The organism is Anaerostipes sp. 992a, assembly GCF_001940245.1.
Classification (GTDB): Bacteria; Bacillota; Clostridia; order Lachnospirales; family Lachnospiraceae; genus Fimousia.
Genome location: NZ_MJIG01000003.1, coordinates 496,273 through 513,671, shown reverse-complemented (window position 1 = coordinate 513,671; position 17,399 = coordinate 496,273). Strand labels below are relative to the sequence as shown.

At 38.8% G+C, this 17,399-nt stretch carries 19 protein-coding genes and 1 pseudogene; all 20 read right to left on the bottom strand.

All coding sequences use genetic code 11. The features are described 5' to 3' along the window. Positions 1-5: 5 nt before the first annotated feature. Positions 6-1,337, bottom strand: coding sequence for a uracil-xanthine permease family protein (locus BHF69_RS04145; protein ID WP_075669854.1), 1,332 nt, complete (start codon positions 1,335-1,337; stop codon positions 6-8). A 528-nt stretch (positions 1,338-1,865) separates the two neighbouring features. Then, on the bottom strand, positions 1,866-2,663 hold the full coding sequence (locus BHF69_RS04135) for a class I SAM-dependent methyltransferase (RefSeq protein WP_242946111.1): 798 nt from the start codon (positions 2,661-2,663) through the stop codon (positions 1,866-1,868). Positions 2,664-2,690: 27 nt separating this feature from the next. Beyond that, positions 2,691-3,362 carry a helix-turn-helix domain-containing protein gene (locus tag BHF69_RS04130; RefSeq protein ID WP_075669798.1) on the bottom strand — a complete coding sequence of 224 codons (672 nt, stop codon included), beginning with the start codon at positions 3,360-3,362 and terminating at the stop codon, positions 2,691-2,693. A gap of 144 nt (positions 3,363-3,506) precedes the next feature. Continuing rightward, the gene (locus BHF69_RS04125; protein WP_075669797.1) at positions 3,507-4,322 is read right to left on the bottom strand and encodes an MBL fold metallo-hydrolase; all 816 of its coding nucleotides are present in this window, start codon (positions 4,320-4,322) and stop codon (positions 3,507-3,509) included. An 88-nt stretch (positions 4,323-4,410) separates the two neighbouring features. After that, positions 4,411-4,989, bottom strand: coding sequence for a TetR/AcrR family transcriptional regulator (locus BHF69_RS04120; RefSeq protein WP_075669796.1), 579 nt, complete (start codon positions 4,987-4,989; stop codon positions 4,411-4,413). 35 nt (positions 4,990-5,024) lie between these two features. Further along, the gene (locus BHF69_RS13915; RefSeq protein ID WP_143249474.1) at positions 5,025-5,204 is read right to left on the bottom strand and encodes a hypothetical protein; all 180 of its coding nucleotides are present in this window, start codon (positions 5,202-5,204) and stop codon (positions 5,025-5,027) included. A 197-nt stretch (positions 5,205-5,401) separates the two neighbouring features. After that, positions 5,402-5,824 carry a helix-turn-helix domain-containing protein gene (locus tag BHF69_RS04115; protein ID WP_075669795.1) on the bottom strand — a complete coding sequence of 141 codons (423 nt, stop codon included), beginning with the start codon at positions 5,822-5,824 and terminating at the stop codon, positions 5,402-5,404. A gap of 181 nt (positions 5,825-6,005) precedes the next feature. Continuing rightward, the gene (locus BHF69_RS04110) at positions 6,006-6,884 is read right to left on the bottom strand and encodes a DUF6920 family protein (RefSeq protein ID WP_202816991.1); all 879 of its coding nucleotides are present in this window, start codon (positions 6,882-6,884) and stop codon (positions 6,006-6,008) included. Between the two features lie 380 nt (positions 6,885-7,264). Continuing rightward, the gene (locus tag BHF69_RS04105; protein WP_075669793.1) at positions 7,265-7,474 is read right to left on the bottom strand and encodes an alpha/beta fold hydrolase; all 210 of its coding nucleotides are present in this window, start codon (positions 7,472-7,474) and stop codon (positions 7,265-7,267) included. 15 nt (positions 7,475-7,489) lie between these two features. After that, positions 7,490-8,113 carry a TetR/AcrR family transcriptional regulator gene (locus BHF69_RS04100; protein ID WP_075669792.1) on the bottom strand — a complete coding sequence of 208 codons (624 nt, stop codon included), beginning with the start codon at positions 8,111-8,113 and terminating at the stop codon, positions 7,490-7,492. A 579-nt stretch (positions 8,114-8,692) separates the two neighbouring features. Next, positions 8,693-9,055 (bottom strand): ClbS/DfsB family four-helix bundle protein, encoded by a 363-nt coding sequence (locus tag BHF69_RS04090; RefSeq protein ID WP_075669790.1) that lies wholly within the window; start codon positions 9,053-9,055, stop codon positions 8,693-8,695. Further along, positions 9,054-9,293, bottom strand: a pseudogene (locus tag BHF69_RS04085) (GyrI-like domain-containing protein); the annotation flags it as partial. The pseudogene BHF69_RS04085 and the gene BHF69_RS04090, both read right to left, overlap by 2 nt. Before the next feature lie 89 nt (positions 9,294-9,382). Next, complete coding sequence (locus BHF69_RS14550; protein ID WP_278276969.1) at positions 9,383-9,511, bottom strand: hypothetical protein; 129 nt, start codon at positions 9,509-9,511, stop codon at positions 9,383-9,385. Beyond that, positions 9,504-10,424, bottom strand: coding sequence for a helix-turn-helix transcriptional regulator (locus BHF69_RS04080; RefSeq protein ID WP_075669788.1), 921 nt, complete (start codon positions 10,422-10,424; stop codon positions 9,504-9,506). Before BHF69_RS04080 ends, BHF69_RS14550 begins: the two co-directional genes overlap by 8 nt. 249 nt (positions 10,425-10,673) lie before the next feature. Beyond that, positions 10,674-11,954, bottom strand: coding sequence for a group II intron reverse transcriptase/maturase (ltrA, locus tag BHF69_RS04075; protein WP_158022527.1), 1,281 nt, complete (start codon positions 11,952-11,954; stop codon positions 10,674-10,676). A gap of 528 nt (positions 11,955-12,482) precedes the next feature. Beyond that, positions 12,483-12,716 carry a hypothetical protein gene (locus BHF69_RS04070; protein ID WP_075669787.1) on the bottom strand — a complete coding sequence of 78 codons (234 nt, stop codon included), beginning with the start codon at positions 12,714-12,716 and terminating at the stop codon, positions 12,483-12,485. Between the two features lie 146 nt (positions 12,717-12,862). Then, positions 12,863-12,985, bottom strand: a complete 123-nt coding sequence (locus BHF69_RS14545) for a hypothetical protein (RefSeq protein ID WP_278276968.1) — start codon at positions 12,983-12,985, stop codon at positions 12,863-12,865. A 524-nt stretch (positions 12,986-13,509) separates the two neighbouring features. Next, complete coding sequence (gene ltrA / locus BHF69_RS04065) at positions 13,510-14,814, bottom strand: group II intron reverse transcriptase/maturase (protein WP_075669786.1); 1,305 nt, start codon at positions 14,812-14,814, stop codon at positions 13,510-13,512. An 807-nt stretch (positions 14,815-15,621) separates the two neighbouring features. Then, entirely contained in the window at positions 15,622-16,557 is a 936-nt protein-coding gene (gene tsf, locus BHF69_RS04060; protein WP_075669785.1) for a translation elongation factor Ts, read from the bottom strand. Between the two features lie 23 nt (positions 16,558-16,580). Continuing rightward, positions 16,581-17,312, bottom strand: a complete 732-nt coding sequence (gene rpsB, locus BHF69_RS04055; RefSeq protein WP_075669784.1) for a 30S ribosomal protein S2 — start codon at positions 17,310-17,312, stop codon at positions 16,581-16,583. Positions 17,313-17,399 lie beyond the last annotated feature (87 nt).

Sequence of the window (17,399 nt, the reverse complement as noted above, 5' to 3'; positions counted from 1 at the left end):
CTCTTTTACTTCTGGATTTTCTCCACTTCCATGTTCTTCGGTAAAACCAGATTCAGGATAATCGCTGCCACAAATACCACAGCTACTACATTTGCTGCGAATACGGACTGCACCATCTCAGGGAAAATTTTCCAAAGATCAATCTCACTTGCCTGCGTAAATCCAACTCCAATAGACAAAGAAAGTGCTGCAATAGTAATATTTCTCTGTGTAAATCCGGCTTTGGATAACATCTGTATTCCAGAGGTAAAGATAGTACCGAACATCATGATCGTACATCCTCCTAATACAGCTTCCGGCAAGGAGGCGAAAAAGTTACCAACTGGTGGCAATAATCCTGCAATGATCATACATACCGCACCTGTCATAATGGTAAATCGATTGACAACTTTTGTCATGGCGATCAGACCAACATTCTGTGAGAAAGAGGTTACTGGAGGGCATCCTAATAAAGAAGAGATGGCAGATGCATATCCATCACATCCAAGAGATCCAGATATTTCCTTATCGGTAATATCCCTATTTAATCCTGTAGATACCATTGCAGTTGTATCTCCAATGGTTTCCGCTGATGATACAAGATAAATGATACAAACAGAAATAATCGCATTCAGATTAAATTCTGGTGCATATGGTAAAATCTTTGGCAGGGAAACAAATCCATTTGCAAAAATAACGGATAAATCTACTTTTCCCATAAAGATGGCTGCAATATAGCCTACGATCAGCCCGACCAATACAGAAAGTTGCTTTAAATATCCTTTTGCAAAACAATTCCATGCCAGACAGACAACCAATGTAATGGCTCCTAAAAGTAAATTTTGTGCGGAGCCAAAATCTTCTGCATAACCTCCACCAAAGGATCTGGCCCCTACGGAGAACAAAGAAAGCCCAATGGCTGTTACGACAGAAGCCGCTACAATAGGAGCAATGATTCTTCTCCAATATTTTGCAAGAAGCCCTAAGGTTCCTTCAAAAATTCCTCCTGCCAACACTGCACCGATAACCGTTGGGTAGCCATAATTAGCTGCCACAGCACTTAATACGGTTACAAAGGTAAAACTGACTCCCATGACAATAGGAAGACCTGAACCAACCTTCCACGCTGGATATAGCTGGATCAATGTGGCGATTCCTGCCATGAACATAGCATTTTGCAGCAGCACTGCAATCTCGCCCTGAGAAAGCCCTCCTGCTGCTGCAATAATGGTAATTGGCGTCAGATTGGCTACAAACATGGCCAAAATATGCTGCAGTCCGAATGGAATTGCCTTGACAATTGGCACTCGTCCCTCTAATCGATAAATATTGTTTACACTACTGTTTTTTTCATTCATACATTTAAACCTTTCCTTTTTATCTTCATGCAATTACGTCTCTTTTATATAGTATAAAAAAGAAGATTTTATGTCAAGAAAAAGACAATTAGAAATAAATAGAGACAAATTTACCGAATTCCTTCTATTACCATTCAGTTGTTGCGAAATCTCATACTTTGCGACAACAACTCTTTCCACTTCATCAGATGCATCTTCATAGAACTGAATCCCCTTATATGAATCCCCTTTGTGTTCAAGACAGGTTTCTAACAGAAACAAAAAAATACCAATATCAATTTTATTATAGTACCGAATCTTGTCAACCGGCATAAATTTCTAAGGTAATTTCCCTTTTCTTCACTATAGAATTCAATACAGTACTCAGCTCCACGATTACATGTTGTCTCTGTCTCCGGAACTATTTTAATTTTAAACCGGATTTCGTCATCCAATGGAACTACACTATCTGTAAAGGCTTTTAACTCGCTTAATTCTTCATTCGAAATCGTTTCTCGCGTTTGAAAATCATTTTGTAATAATCCATGTTTACCTATCTGTTTTCCTTTCTGCTAAAACATAACCAATACCAATTGGTGCTTTCATTGAATATTCACTATTGTAATTATTGTAATCGGAAAAATATTGTCTCGTCATTTCATCATGATTCAAATGTATAGCTATTTCAAATCCGCAACTCGACAATAACTCTTCTAATTCTAAATCAGAGTACATTGCTTTCATCTGTTCGCCGGCTCCCATAGCCAGCATCTTATTTGTCTTTGTTTCCCTGCTTTCATCCTCAGATGGATAATCAAAGCAGATTACAGAACCATCCACCATTAATTCACTTACCGTTTGAAGAAGTGATTTAAATTCTTCCTTACTGAGATAATAGCTTATTCCTAAAAGGCTCCCGAATGATTTCTGTGTTGATATATAGCCTGCTTGAAGCAATTTTTCTTTCCAGGTTATCTCTTCCAAATTACAAGGAACAAAAACAGAAAAGGCTTTATCCTGATTTCTCAATGAATATGTGTCATAACCGGATGCAAATATTATATATTGTTTACATCCAAGACCTTTCTCCTTTTCCAACATTTTTTCACAAAAAGCACTTCTTCCAAGTACGGAAGGTGAAAGTTGTTTATCTACGATCAGTCTTAATCCTTCTTCCTTGGTTCCAGCAAAACCGGGAAGGAAAAAACGAATTCCATTTATCATATTTTGTGCGATTTGTTCATATTCGTCTCCCAAAAGAAGCTCTGCAAAACTATCTTTAAAAATGTGCACTTGGCTATTGTTATAATGATAAGCTCTGGCAAAGCAGCTTACCTTAGCAGTCATATTATCCATAGCTGATTTCCTCCATGACTATCCAAATAGAATTTTGGCAGTTATCTCTAATTCTCTTCTCTCCCGGGCATCATCATAGCCACTTTCTTTATCATCGATTCCTTTCACAGGATCTATATAAAACAACCCGTCCCGGTTACAGTAGAATAAAATTCTTTTTACTCCACTTATCTTAAATCTTGTCTCTGCATTTCCCTCCGGATAAAGCTTTACCATCTGTATTCTGTCAGAAGATTCAGCAGCCATAAAAGATATATAATGATTTTTTGTCATATTATGCTCTATGCGAACATAATACTCATCCTCTGTTCGCTCAATAAATATCTTATGATTCTCGTCGGTTTCTTCCGGCTCCGCTACTGTCATAAGAACACCGTGACAATGAATGACAGCTTCTCCCATACTGTGAATCACGTTTCCGCAGATTGGACAAATATAGAATTTGGATTTTAGTACATTTGCAGATACATTTGAATTATAGACCGTATTTCCGGAAATCAATTCTGTAACTGATATGGAAAAAGCTTCTGCTATAGGCTCAAGCAATGTGATATCCGGATATCCTTTGGCAGTCTCCCACTTTGAAATGGTCTTGTCACTCACTCCAAGCTTATCTGCTAATTGTAATTGAGTCATTTCATTTTTTTCGCGCAGCTCTTTAATAACTGCACCTGTAACATATTGGTTCATTTTTCTCCACCTCCAAGATAATAATAACCTTAAGTTCATTCATTTTGTACCTACGGAAAGTAGAGTTGGCTATATACAAATTAGCGCCACCCCTAGATACTGACGCTTAAAGCATAATTAGATGGTATAAATAACAACACATATCTATTCTTCCTTTCTCCTGCAACATGCTATGGTTCTGGAAAACAATGGATTGGTCTTCCATACAGGCATATGCAATCTTTCGCAAACTTGATCAACTACTACTGCCAGATTCATTCCACAATCTACATCACAAACGATTTTTTCCAGCTCATTCACAATCTCTGTCGCATTCGCTAATTTTTCTTTCATCATTTCCAGGGAATATGTTTGATCCCATGCCGGATAGAATTTTTCAATGCCGGACAGCTTTTCCAGAACTGCTAAGGAATATCTAGTTGCATCCAAGTCAATAAAAATAGGAATATCTCCCCTGACCGGTACAGTATCCCCTATAAAAACCACATCTCCTATGCGATAAGACACCTCGTCGGCAGAATGTCCCGGGGTTCCGATTACCTCTATATATGTGTCATCTGACAGATATATTTTATCCCCATCTTTCACAACCTGATCTACAATCGTGGATTGTCCTGCAAGGTTATAAAAATTCGGTATCGGACGCATTGCAAACTGTAGATCAATGTTCTCAATCCATGCCCGTTCCCCAATGCTTGCATATATCTTTGCTCCATATTTTTCTCGAAAATAATTTGCAGTACCTATATGATCTGGATGAGCATGTGTCAAAAAGACAGCTTTGATTTCAGAAGGCTGATGACCATTTTCTATCACTGCTGTTTCGATGATTTCCTCACTTTCTGCAACGCCGGAGTCGATCAATACACACCCTTCCTTGGTTTCAATAAGATAGACATACACGAATCGTTTGATTTCTGGTGTAACATGAAAGTCAATTTTTATCTGCTTTACCCTCATCTTCTGCTCCTCCTTTACGCAAGTATTCACTTGCATTTAAACTATTTTTAAACGTGCTTACTTTCCTTCAGCACGTTAAAATCAAACTCTATTTTTCACGGATACCTGATACAAAAACCCTGATACTGTTTCTGATATATTCCTCTTTTGAAACACCAACCAATTTGTCACCAAAGGAAGCATCCAGAAAGATATACCCAAAATTCATGGCGATAAACTGTAAAGAAATGCTCTCAACATTACAATCACGCATGTTTCCATTAGCAATCATTTGCGTAAAGTAATTCATCAATACTTTTTTGAAAACCATCGGTACTTTCATAATTCCAGGTAGTGCTGCCCCTTCAAGCTCCGCTGACCTGAGACCAATGGATATCTTTACCATCTGTGGTGTCACCTTGCTCATATAAATCCGGGAAAAGGAAGTTAAATCCTCTTCTAAATCTCCATGATAGGTAAAATCACTCTCTGATAATCCAGGATTCCACTTTGGTAACTCCATAGCAGCTATCACTATTTCTTTTTTTCCGTCAAACCGCCTGAAGATGGTGCTTTCGTTGACCCCCGCTAATTTTGCAATATTTTTTGTGGTTGCTCCGGAATAGCCCTTCTCAATAATAAGTGTCATTGTAGCATCTATAATTTTTAATTGAGTTTCATCATACATATACTTTTACTCCGATTTACAAATTGCAGGTATTGTTACATGCTCATAGGAAACTGCCGGCATCCCTGTTCTTCTTTCCAGTTCTTTCGCATATTTTTCTGTTGTTCCATAATTGGTACCATAAATGATAAATGCTTTTTTCTCACTCCTTCATAATACGTCTGACATATGTTTTCCTGCGTAAAATCAGAGATACAACGCCTATATCGACCCAAACTCCTTAAAAACACGAACTAAAAATCTTCATCCGTTACAATATCAGAAAATTCATAAGCTTTTCCAAACACATTTTCTATACTGTCCTTTATTTCTTCCAGTATGCCTAATGGTTTCATATTTAAATACTGTTTTTGTACTATTTATTATTTCACTTCATATGCACATTCGGTAAATTTCTAGTTTCCAATTTTGCTTATATTGTCGCTGTTTCTTTGCCCTGACGATATATTTTCTCTTTAATAAAAATTCTCAGTTCAAAGAACAGCATAAACAGTGTTGCAATCAAAAAACCAATCATTAAAATTTTATGGCAAATTGCGAAATATGTAACATATGCCACGATAGCCACTAAGTATACGATAACCAATATGTGCCACTTCTTAGCAGAGCTATCGGCAATAATTTTCTTTTTTACAGCAATATCCCCCTTAATCAGCTCGTCCAAGCTCAACCCAAATTCATCACTGATTGCAATCAGATTGGCAACATCTGGAATGCCTCTGTCAGTTTCCCATTTGGTAATTGCCTGTCTGGACACATTTAACTTTTCAGCAAGCTGCTCCTGCGAAAGACCTGCTTTCTTTCGTTCTTCTCTGATTTTTTCTCCTAAACTCATTTTTGAGTCCCCCTTGTTTTTTATTTTCAGGCTTATCATAGCAATTTTGCAGGAATTTCACAAGAAACAGCCGATTACATTTATGCTACTTAGCGTAGCAAATACGAAATGATGCGCAATGAAAGAAAATGTGCAGCAACAATCCAATCAAAAAGCAACTATTTCCTTATAGGTCTGTATTCTATTCAGCATACCCATAAGCCACATCACTGATAATACCGTCAAAGTAAACAAAATCCGCATCGGGATAATTCCAAACAGCTTTAAACTTTGTAGGGTGCTTAATACCATTTTCATAAAGCTGATAATCACTGCAAATTGCAGACCACGGTATATATTCCATACTCCCGTCCGTTCCTGTAGCAGCTCTGTCGTTTGTGGTAAAAGAAATCATTTCATACTGTTCATTGAAGGTAAAGATACCACTTGTCGTTTGTCCTCCATAAGTTATTGTTGCTCTCACTTCAAAATCACTTATTTCTTCAAATGAAATATAATCCTGCAATAGAATGGTGGGAGCGAATAAGCTTTCTGCAAGAAAAGTGGCCAAACAAGCCTTATCCATATCTGCTCCTGTTTGGTCAAACAATGTAATAACTTTTGCAATCACGCCTTTCATGCCGCCCGTACCGTTTTGATAGTAGTCGTAGCCCTCGAATGGAATACCAAACATACTGCTGTCAATGAGTGCCATTCTGCAAGGCTTACTTATAAAGTTGTACTGTATATAATCAATTGTCAAAGTAGGACCATTTTTACCCTGCGAAAAATCAACATTGTGATATTCCATTTTCAGATAAGACATTTTCGGTGTTCCAATATAACCGCAATTCTCTATATATTTTTGAACGACTGTCGGTAAATGAGAAAAGTCCTTATCTGTAAACATATCATTATCGACTGATAATCGATTTTCGCTCAAAAGAGCAGTTATATCATTTTGAAATTGTTTTTTAACAGGTGAATAAGAAATGTTCAACCATATCATTAATGCACCAACTATAACAAGCAAAGTACCTATTACAATAAACATTTTTCTTTTTCTCGCTTTCTTTATCATATTGATCGACTTTGTCAGTTAATTCTATAAGGACTGAATTATTCACTCCTAACAACAAACGGACAAATCCTTTCTTTCCAAGAGCTAACGCCAACCTTTTGATATTCTGTCTTGAACAGCCCATAATTGCAAAACAAAAATACTTCTATGTATAGTAACTTGTTACTGCCATATCACGGAGAAATGTATATACCAAAATTCCAACAAAAGGAAATATCACCTTGAAATTAATAGATCAATGGATATCTTACTTGGATAAGCATTATGATATATACAAGACTTTGCCTGTATGATAAATCTGCTAAAGTCATCAGGTTTTTATAATCGTTATGCTCTGCCATTAAAATCCAATTGCCAACAACATTCTGTATCAGTTCATTTTATTTCGACAAAGTTACTGCCAACACAAGTTTCTCAACTAAGTCAGGATAATCAATCGCTAGATATTGTGCAATCATTCCCTTAACTGTTGTCAATCCGTCCCCCAACCCAGGAAGCATAATTAGATTATCTGTTCCCTTTCCAAAAGATACATAGTACATATCCGTATCACCAATGCGGACACTGCCATTTTTTGCATTCCAAAGCATAATTTCAGTTGCCTCCTACTTCCAAAGCCCGTTCTCCAATATTTCCATATGTTCTGTTAAACTTTGCACATATTCACGTTGCAAAGATTCAAATGAGCTATTACTATTTTGAATGTGTTGCAAGAAATCCTCATTAAAACCTTTTAGGAACCATTTCAATATGTCAACCGCTTTCTGTCTATCACAGCGGAAGTTGCTCAAATCAACCTCTTCAAGCAATTTGTAATATATATCTGACTCCATTATGCCGTACCTTTCTATGGTCTTTCGATAAATCTCAGTATCTCTTTTTGCAAAAGCTCCTATTACCAATCTTGATTTTTCAGGATTCTTGATATACCACGAAAATTCTAAGATAGAATACTCAATAACTCTTTGAAACAATTTTGTTGAAAGAGCTGCAGCATCTTTTTCTAAGGATTCAGTAAGTTCAGTTGTAACTGTATCAAGTAAGAAAAAGTATAAATCTTCTTTGGTTGGAAAGTATTTGAATAGACTACCTTTACTAATTCCAGATTTTTTTACAATTCGATTAGTAGAACTGTTTTCATACCCATACTCAGAAAACTCAGATATTCCCGCATCAACAATCTGTGCTTTTTTATCAGTGCTTAATTCAAAAAACAATCTTGTAGGCATATTTCCTCCATTGGTGACCATATGGTCACTAATACCAGTATATCTATTCCCATAATAGTAGTCAATATCCAAACAGCTTATCTTTGAGCTAATAATCCAGCAAACAGTTAAACAGTTTTTATGCATATTTCAGCCAATATTTTGTTTAGTTCTTCAGCGTTCCTCATCGGAAAATCGTGATTTGCCTTTTGAAGTATCACCGATTTGCAATGTGGATTTTCAGACAGTAACTTCAAAGAGAGTTTCATATCCTTCACTTCTTTGCTCCCACAAATAGCGTACATGGGGACACTGACCGACACATAAGAAGGTAATTTTGATAAATCCAAAGTATTGACAAACAAAGATCTGTATACCTGTGGTGTAATCAGCTTTGAATACTGAGCCATATACTTTGCCTGTTCTGCTGTTTTGTCTTTTCCATAACAGGGATCAGTGTATTGTAATCGGTACGGTCATTGCTCACATAACTATGGATGATGAAATAATTCTCCACAGCGATCTGGACATTATAAGCTGGTTTCAACTGTCCGTTCAGCAATCCGTCTTCTCGACAATTCTTGCACAAGTTTGTCTTTCTTACTTTCCAACTACAATCTTTTTATGGGCTCTCATCTTCTTCAAGGCCCAGTCATAATGCGAGCTGGTGGTACTGATGAAATAACTTCCGATACAGCTTCCTCCCACCCAGGGATAATAGGTGTTGGTAAACAGTTCTTCCTGTGTAAAAGTATCCAGTGCTTCCATGACCCTTGCATGGGAAGCTTTGAAACGTTCCAGTGCTTCCTCTTCGGAAACATTCTGACAGCGTTTCCAGAAAACCATATTCATATCTCCATAGGTTTTCCAGTTATATCCTTCCATAAGAAATGGTTTGTTGTCCTCGTTTTCGCGATTTTTGATCCATTCAAGAAGAAGCAGATGCCATTCATTCAGATGCATCCATCTTTTTTACGGTTTCAGGTTCATCATCGAATGGTCCGATATGCATAATCTGAACACAGAGTCCTTCTTCGATGGTCATGAACTCCGCACCGGAGCAATTCAGTCCCTTCTTCTTTTCTGCGGTCTGAACTGCCCATGTAAAATTTTCTTTTGTAATGAATTCCTGGATTTTGTAATCTGTCTTATAGCTCATCTTCAGCGTATATGCTATTGCATACAGCACGCCTATTGCCTTCATACGAAAGCACACACATCCGTCCGGGCAAACATAGTCTTTGACGAATGGTTCCACCCCGCCAACCAATGTGAGATTTCCTCACAAAATCATCCAGTGCTTCTGACTTTGTCCGTTTCCATGCATTGCCGCGTATCAAAATCCAGTTCCTGTGCCTCTTTCACATCCAAATCAGGTGATACATCCAGTAAAACATACAATACTTTTTTCTTACTCATGCAAATCATCTCCATAAATCTTCTTAATATTATTTGCAATATTCAGGAGTTTTTCTTTGAGCAAATCCGGCTCCAGCAGCTTCATTTGATCTCCAAAAGTGAGAAGCCAGACAAGCAAACTGTCTTCATCTGAATAGAAGCCGGAAAACAACAGTCGACCATCATCCCTTACCGTAAAACACTCCGGCCCAAATTCTTCAATCAAACGCCACTTCATCTTGGGTTCCACAATAGCCTTTACCTTTATCTCAGGAGGATAAAGCCTGTCAATTGACAGGTCTGGTGCCGGTACATTACGCATTTCAAAATGCCGTTCCATGCATCTGATTTCACTCATACGATTCAGCTTAAACATGCGAAAATCCTGCCTCATCAGACAAAATCCATACACATACCAGCTTGACCATTTGAAAATCAGGTAATACGGTTCTATTTCCCTGTGGGTATCTCCGGACGGTGCATAATAATCAAAGTCAAGAATTGTTCTCGCCTCTATTGCATCCTGAATGAAAGAAACCTTTGGAGCGATTGCATCCTTATTCCAGGAAGAAAGGTCGATAAGAATGGCATCGCTTCCCGTAACAATATCCGATGAACCCGGCTTTATTTTTTCCATGAGCTGTCCGTAATAATGGCTCCCGCTCACACTGTCAAGACTGCGCAGTCCCGCCAGAATCATCTTCATGTCTTTCGATGTCAAAAGGGTGCGATCCATAGAGAAACCCTCCATGATAGAGATACCTCCCCCTGCCCCCTGAGATGTCTGAATTGGAATCCCTGCCTTGCAAAGATTTTCAATATCTCTGTTGATCGTTCTTCTGGAAACCTCAAATCTTTCTGCCAGTTCCGGTGCAGTAGTTTTCTCCTTTTGAAGCAGTACGGAAAGGATTCCGATCAATCTGTCTATTTTCATGGTCTGTCAAACTCCTTTGGAGATTTGTCCAAATCTTTGATTTGGGTCACAAATCCCATGCAACAGCGGTCGAAATCTTTGATTTCGGGCACCGCCACTGCTATGATTATGATAGCAAAGTAAATACGACAACTATATGTCATGTTTATTATACAACTTCAATCGAGTAGGAGGAATTTCTCTTGATTGAGAAATTCCGACCTCTCACACCACCGTGCGTACCGTTCGGTACACGGCGGTTCAATCAACTTAACAAGTAACACACCTTTCGGTGTAGTAATCTAACATTGAGACTAATCCGAATGAGGTTAGTCTCTTATTGCTTATAGCTTGGCATACATCTGAACCTCGACATACTCTTGCGAACCCTTTAGCGTAGGATGTTCGCTTTGCTGCCCATTGGGGCACGCCTAGTTTCATTAAATTCTTTGCCCTGTTTTGTGGTGTTTTCCATTGTTTCCATATACACATACGAAGTCTGAATCGGATATGTTTATCCATTTCTCTGCACAGATGTTTCATACTCCCTATCTTGAAGTAGTTAACCCATCCTCTGATAAGTTGATTGAGTTTCTCCACTTTGTAGCTGTTGCTTACACCCCAGCTACGACAGGTGAGTTCCTTCATCCTCTTCTTGAATTTCTCAACTGATTTTGCATGTGGCTTCGCCTTGTATTGGTGTGCTCTTGAATCAAAATAGAATCCAAATCCAAGGTATTTGAGTCCTTGCGGTTTATCCACTTTACTCTTTGTCATGTTGACCTTAAGCCCTAGTTTCTCCTCAATGAATCGAGAGATATTTCTCATTACTCGATTTGCAGACATTTCACTCCCAACCATAATGATACAGTCATCCGCATATCTCGCGAAATTGAGCCCTCGCTTTTCCATTTCTTTGTCAAGTTCATTGAGCATGATATTCGCTAATAGCGGAGAAAGATTTCCTCCTTGCGGTGTTCCTATTACAGAGTCTTCATACTCATCATCAATCATAATTCCACTGACAAGATACTTTCTCACAATGGAGATGACATCTCCATCCTTGATTGTTCTTCCAATTAAGGTCATCAGCTTGTCATGATTTACTGTGTCAAAGAACTTTTCCAAGTCAATGTCTACAATCCAATCATTACCATCATTCATCATATCAAGTGCTGTTAGGATTGCTTGTTGTGCACACCTATTCGGTCTGAATCCATAACTGTGGTCATGGAATTGTTCCTCATAGATTGGTGTTAGTACCTGTGCAATGGCTTGTTGTACAAATCTGTCTGTTACCGTTGGTACTCCTAGGTTTCTGACACCACCATCAGGCTTTGGTATCTCCACTCTTCGTACTGGTTGAGGTTTGTATTTTCTTGTCCTCAACTGTTCCTTGATGATTTCGCCGTTCTTTGCAAGATGTTCCTTGAGTTCTGTGTACTTCATTCCGTCCACTCCCTCTGCACCTTTGTTTCGTACGACTTGCAGATATGCTCTGTTGAGATTATCACTAGATAATATCTGCTCCATTAGATTACTTGTGTCCATGCGTTCTTTCCTTTCCGTCTCGCTTGATTTGACCATCTTTTACCCGATTGGTTACGGCAGATGTTGTCATTTCTGCAATACGAGACATACTCAAACTGATTGATTGTTCGCCCCTTCACTCCATCCCCATTACAGAGACTTCTTCACTACTATGGGCTCGGCTGATTTCTCACAGTTCGTTGTTACTAGGCTGATGATACCTCTGTGAGACCTCCACGCTTAAGGTGCACGCTCTTTCCTCTCATCTATCCGCCACATTTACTCGTACTTCCAGCAACTTTTGGACTTCATCTCCTTTTGCAGACTTATCCGTATTTCCGAGCCTTATATGTGATTTCTGTCCGTCGGACCAAGAGTTTGCTTACAGCTTCCTTCAGATTCCACCTCACGATGGACACCCTTGCTGTTCGGCTATACACTTCCTCGTTGCCTAGGCGTGTTCGGGACTTTCACCCGTTAGAGCGCGCCCATGGCGCGCAAACAATAAGACCAGAACCTATTGCAAGTTCTGGTCTGATCCTAAAATTTTTATTTTGTTTCCTTTTTCCAAACGTTCCTTGCTATTAGTATAATGCAAATTGCTATTATCCCAACAAATACCTCAACATCAATTAAAGAAAATCCATTTTTAGCTGTCAACACCGCAACTCCATCTAAATCCACAGGGCTTAACACGAAATGCCAGGATGGCGTCTGAATCAAGGCATTAAATGCTGTCTGTAATGTATCTCTGGTAGTCTCATCCAAAGGTTCAAGCATCATCTGCGTCTCTCTCAGGAATACTGATAAATGGAGTCTTTACATTCTGGGCAACCATATCGTAGACAATATGCATTATAGCAGCTGTAAGAGTAACAACCTGTTGTTCCTTTTCTACATATCAAAGAACACGATTGAGATTAAGGCTCTCAGTTCAAAAAGGAATGGTTAAGCTCCACACCTGAAATCTGCTCGATTTCACTAAATGAGAGTTTTATCCTATCATTATCCTGCTCTGCGATATATTTCCACAAAGAATCATATTTACCCATGTTTTCCCTTCTTTCTCCTACGCTCAACTCTATTCAGACAAATTGCTACCAGATTCAATCTCAACGCCATTGGTAAATACCAATTTGCTTTATGTTCCGGAACACGGTTAACATAGACTTCTCACGATAAACCTTTTTCGACCAGGAACTCGAATGTTATATCGTATTGCTCCTGTCCGTAAAACCTCCCCGGGTACTCACACGTTCTTTCCCGCTTATACCACGCCTCATCTACTATTCACGCTCCGTGCAGTTATTGGACTTTTGTCTGTTGAGCGACCTCATCCGCGTTTCATAGCCTAATGAGATTTCTGTTCGTCGGGTCAGCGGTTTGCCTGCAGCCTCCTTCAGACCCCACCTCACGGTGACGTCCTTGCTGTTCGGCTATATCCTTCCCACTGCCGGGCGGATTCGGGTAGGGTCAAGCGATGGCGCGGTAATTTCCGTTTCCATCGCCTGCCACCTCAAACCGTGCATGAGGTTCTCCCTCACACGGCTTTCCGATAATCTTCTTCCTACAGCATTCAAAAGACTGTCTCATATCTTTTCTTATTTGGATAATAAAAGTACTCTATTCCACTGTTAGCATACCACTTCCGAAATCCATACAGCACATGCCCTCTGTATTTCTTCTGTTTTCGCCTGTAATACACCCGTCTCCATAGCTTCATCCACACGTATTCATCAAGCTGTTTAAACCGTTTTGTTGAGTTTCCATGCTGAAAGTAGTTTCTCCATCCTCTTATGAGCGGATTTAATTTCTCCACTTTTTGCTCCAGACCCTCATAGGCTGATTTTCTGCAAGTGATAACTCTGATTGCATCCTTTACTTTTTTCATCGCCTTTTTACTTGGCATCATGTAAGGTAACTTCCGTCCACATTTAGTTTTACCAAACTTCTGATAACGGAATCCAAGAAAGTCAAAGCTCTCCTTATTCATATCTACAATCTTTGTTTTCTGCGGATTCAATGTCAGTTTCAGTCTTTCCATTATTCTTTTCAGATGTTCAAATGCTATCTCTGCATCCTTTCTTGTTCTGCATACAATCACTGCATCATCTGCATATCCGACTATAGCACCCAATTCCTTGTGGTTTTCCCAGTAAGAATCTAATACATGGAGATAAATATTCGCTAGTAGCGGACTAATAACTCCTCCTTGCGGTGAACCTTTTTCCGTTGGATAATATTTTCCATTTTCAATGACTCCTGCTTGTAACCACTGTCTGCATAACTTAATGACCCTTCTATCACTGATTCGACGATTTAATAATCCCAGTAGTATTTCATGATTGATGTTGTCAAAGTATCCCTGTATGTCTGCATCTACTACATACCAGTTTTTATACAATTCTTTTTTCACTTTTTCTGTAGCCTGTTTTGCATCTCTTTTAGGGCGAAATCCATAAGAACTATCTAGAAAGTTTGCTTCAAAGACAGGTTCTATCACTATCTTACAGGCTTGTTGCACAATCCTGTCTCTAATAGTCGGTATTCCCAATGGTCTTTGCTTCCCATCCGGTTTTGGAATGTATACTCTCTTTACCGGCTTAGGTCTGTATTTCTTATTCTGCAAATCCTCTTGAATATCCAACAAGTATTCTTCTACTCCGTATTCCTCAATCATTTCGAAGGTAATGCCGTCGATCCCAGCACTCCCCTTGTTTTCTCGCACTTCTTTCCATGCCCGCCACAAAATATCCAGGCGAAAGATACGGTCATACAACGCATGAAATCTGCGTTGCTTATCCTTTTTGGCTGCCAGGTATAGATTACGTTGAAGTTGTCGTGGTTTTTCAATTGAGTGTTGTTGTCCAATATTTGGCATGCACTATCCCTTACCTTCCCGTTAATCATGATTAAAGCAGAGCCCCTTTTCTCCTATTGTTTTTCTTACCAATAGTTCATAGATACTATGGGCTCTTCCGACTTCTCATACCACTTCCCAAGAAATTTCGCATGCGTGCTTATATCCTCAGTTACATACTTGTGGTTATATGATGATATGAAATCTCTTCTGTTCCGTTATCAACTTTCATAACATTCCGCCCCTCTACACCGAAGGGTTCTTCAATGCTGTACTCCAGTATCTTCACATCTTCCATGGTCTTCGTCAGAAAGTCAGTGACTCGACTCCCTCTTGTCCCCTTACAGGGCTAACGTAACGATGCTACAGGATTCACTTTATGTTACGGACTGCTATTTTGCACCTGTTTCTCACAGGCATACCTCGCTTCAACACAATCGGTCACCCAAAAGCATTGGAGGTTCGCTACAAGGCTCACTGGCGATTACCTTGACCAGACTTTCACTGGCAAGCTGATAACAGCTTGCAGAACACACGACTTTCACTCGTTAGAACGTGCGCTCGCCGGGCGCACACAAAAAAATAAAAGGCAGATAACACTATTACCTACCTTTTATTTCAATGAGTATTAATTTTAATTTTTAATATACATAAGTTTTGAACACTATAAATTTGATTAATGACTGCTAAATTGCGTAAACTTATCAGAAGATAATTCAATTTATGCTTGAGTATAATATGTTATACTGCAAACAATGTAAAAATCCTTATTTTAAGCCATTTATCAATGATTTATTAGTCTTTTTATAAATCAGAACAATTACTGATTTATTTCATCTGAGCTGCAACTTCTGCTGCAAAATCTTCCTGTTTCTTTTCGATACCTTCACCAGTTTCGAAACGAACAAATCCTTTTACAGCAATCTTAGCACTGTTTGCTTTTGCAACTTCTGCTACGTATTTAGAAACGATCTGTTTTCCGTCTTCTGCTTTTACGTAAACCTGATCCATTAAGCAGATTTCTTTTAATTCTTTGTTGATACGTCCTTTTACCATACCCTGTTTTACTTTTTCAGGTTTCTGAGATTCTTTAGGATCGTTTTCAATCTGAGCTAAAAGAACTTCTTCTTCATGTGCGATGTATTCTGCACTTACTTCGCTGCGGTCTGTGTATTTAGGATTTAAAGCTGCAACCTGCATAGCGATGTTCTTAGCCATTTCTTTAACAGCATCGTTTACAACATCTGTTGTTACGCTAACTAATACACCGATTTTTCCACCCATATGAGTGTAAGAAGCTACGAAACCTTCTTTGTTTTCAACCTGTTCAAATCTTCTGATTTTAAGGTTTTCTCCGATGATAGCGATTTTTCCGTCTAAAGCTTCTTTTACAGTTTTTCCTTCTTCAGCCTGAGAAGATTCTGCTAAGAATGCATCGATATCAGCTGCTGTTGTTGTTAAAGCCTGATCAGCAACTTCTGCTACATATGCCTGGAAATCAGCATTTTTAGCAACGAAGTCTGTTTCAGAGTTAACTTCAACAAGCGCTGCTTTTGTTTCATCTTCAGAAACAACAGTTTTTACAATACCTTCAGCTGCGATACGTCCAGCTTTTTTTGCTGCTTTTGCTAAGCCATTTTCTCTTAAGTATTCAACAGCTGCATCCATATCACCATCTGTATTTGTAAGAGCTTTCTTGCAGTCCATCATTCCTGCACCAGTCATATCTCTTAATTCTTTTACCATTTTTGCTGTGATAGCCATGATGTTATCCTCCGTATCAATAATTATTCAGCGTCTTCTGCTACTACTTCTTCCGCTTCAGCTTCTGCATCTGCACCCTGGTTTGCTTCGATTACAGCATCTGCCATTTTAGAAACGATTAATTTTACAGCTCTGATGGCATCATCGTTACCTGGGATTACGTAATCTAATTCTTCTGGATCACAGTTTGTATCAGCAATACCAACAAGTGGGATTCCTAATGCATGTGCTTCCTGAATACAGATTCTTTCTTTTCTTGGATCAACTACGAAGATCATATCAGGAATTTCTTTCATATCTTTAATTCCGCCTAAGTTCTTTTCCAGTTTTTCCATCTGTTTCTTTAATTCAATGACTTCTTTCTTAGGTAAAACATCAAAAGTTCCATCTTCCTGCATAGCTTCGATTCTCTTTAACTGTGCGATTCTGCTCTGGATTGTTTTGAAGTTTGTTAACATTCCACCTAACCATCTCTGGTTTACGTAGAACATACCACAGCGTTCTGCTTCTGCTTTAATAGAATCCTGTGCCTGTTTCTTTGTACCAACGAAAAGAATCTTTCCTCCGTTCGCTACACAATCTTTTACTGCATTGTAAGCATCGTCAACCATTCCTACAGATTTCTGTAAGTCGATGATGTAGATACCATTACGTTCTGTGTAGATGTAAGGAGCCATTTTAGGGTTCCATCTTCTTGTCTGGTGACCAAAGTGTACACCTGCTTCTAATAACTGTTTCATTGAAATAACGCTCATTGTTTTTCCTCCATTTTGTTAATCTTCCCCTATCCGAAACCTCTGACCACCTTTTGGCACCGGTCAGATTACAGATAGCGTGTTTAT

Excerpts from the sequence above, each read along its gene's own strand:
- BHF69_RS04145 (WP_075669854.1), bottom strand. The coding sequence starts at position 1,337 with ATGAATGAAAAAAACAGTAGTGTAAACAATATTTATCGATTAGAGGGA.
- BHF69_RS04135 (WP_242946111.1), bottom strand. The coding sequence starts at position 2,663 with ATGACTGCTAAGGTAAGCTGCTTTGCCAGAGCTTATCATTATAACAAT.
- BHF69_RS04130 (WP_075669798.1), bottom strand. The coding sequence starts at position 3,362 with ATGAACCAATATGTTACAGGTGCAGTTATTAAAGAGCTGCGCGAAAAA.
- BHF69_RS04125 (WP_075669797.1), bottom strand. The coding sequence starts at position 4,322 with ATGAGGGTAAAGCAGATAAAAATTGACTTTCATGTTACACCAGAAATC.
- BHF69_RS04120 (WP_075669796.1), bottom strand. The coding sequence starts at position 4,989 with ATGTATGATGAAACTCAATTAAAAATTATAGATGCTACAATGACACTT.
- BHF69_RS04115 (WP_075669795.1), bottom strand. The coding sequence starts at position 5,824 with ATGAGTTTAGGAGAAAAAATCAGAGAAGAACGAAAGAAAGCAGGTCTT.
- BHF69_RS04110 (WP_202816991.1), bottom strand. The coding sequence starts at position 6,884 with ATGATAAAGAAAGCGAGAAAAAGAAAAATGTTTATTGTAATAGGTACT.
- BHF69_RS04105 (WP_075669793.1), bottom strand. The coding sequence starts at position 7,474 with ATGCTTTGGAATGCAAAAAATGGCAGTGTCCGCATTGGTGATACGGAT.
- BHF69_RS04100 (WP_075669792.1), bottom strand. The coding sequence starts at position 8,113 with ATGCCTACAAGATTGTTTTTTGAATTAAGCACTGATAAAAAAGCACAG.
- BHF69_RS04090 (WP_075669790.1), bottom strand. The coding sequence starts at position 9,055 with ATGCATCTGAATGAATGGCATCTGCTTCTTCTTGAATGGATCAAAAAT.
- BHF69_RS14550 (WP_278276969.1), bottom strand. The coding sequence starts at position 9,511 with ATGAGTAAGAAAAAAGTATTGTATGTTTTACTGGATGTATCACCTGAT.
- BHF69_RS04080 (WP_075669788.1), bottom strand. The coding sequence starts at position 10,424 with ATGAAAATAGACAGATTGATCGGAATCCTTTCCGTACTGCTTCAAAAG.
- ltrA (WP_158022527.1), bottom strand. The coding sequence starts at position 11,954 with ATGGACACAAGTAATCTAATGGAGCAGATATTATCTAGTGATAATCTC.
- BHF69_RS04070 (WP_075669787.1), bottom strand. The coding sequence starts at position 12,716 with ATGATGCTTGAACCTTTGGATGAGACTACCAGAGATACATTACAGACA.
- BHF69_RS14545 (WP_278276968.1), bottom strand. The coding sequence starts at position 12,985 with ATGGGTAAATATGATTCTTTGTGGAAATATATCGCAGAGCAGGATAAT.
- ltrA (WP_075669786.1), bottom strand. The coding sequence starts at position 14,814 with ATGCCAAATATTGGACAACAACACTCAATTGAAAAACCACGACAACTT.
- tsf (WP_075669785.1), bottom strand. The coding sequence starts at position 16,557 with ATGGCTATCACAGCAAAAATGGTAAAAGAATTAAGAGATATGACTGGT.
- rpsB (WP_075669784.1), bottom strand. The coding sequence starts at position 17,312 with ATGAGCGTTATTTCAATGAAACAGTTATTAGAAGCAGGTGTACACTTT.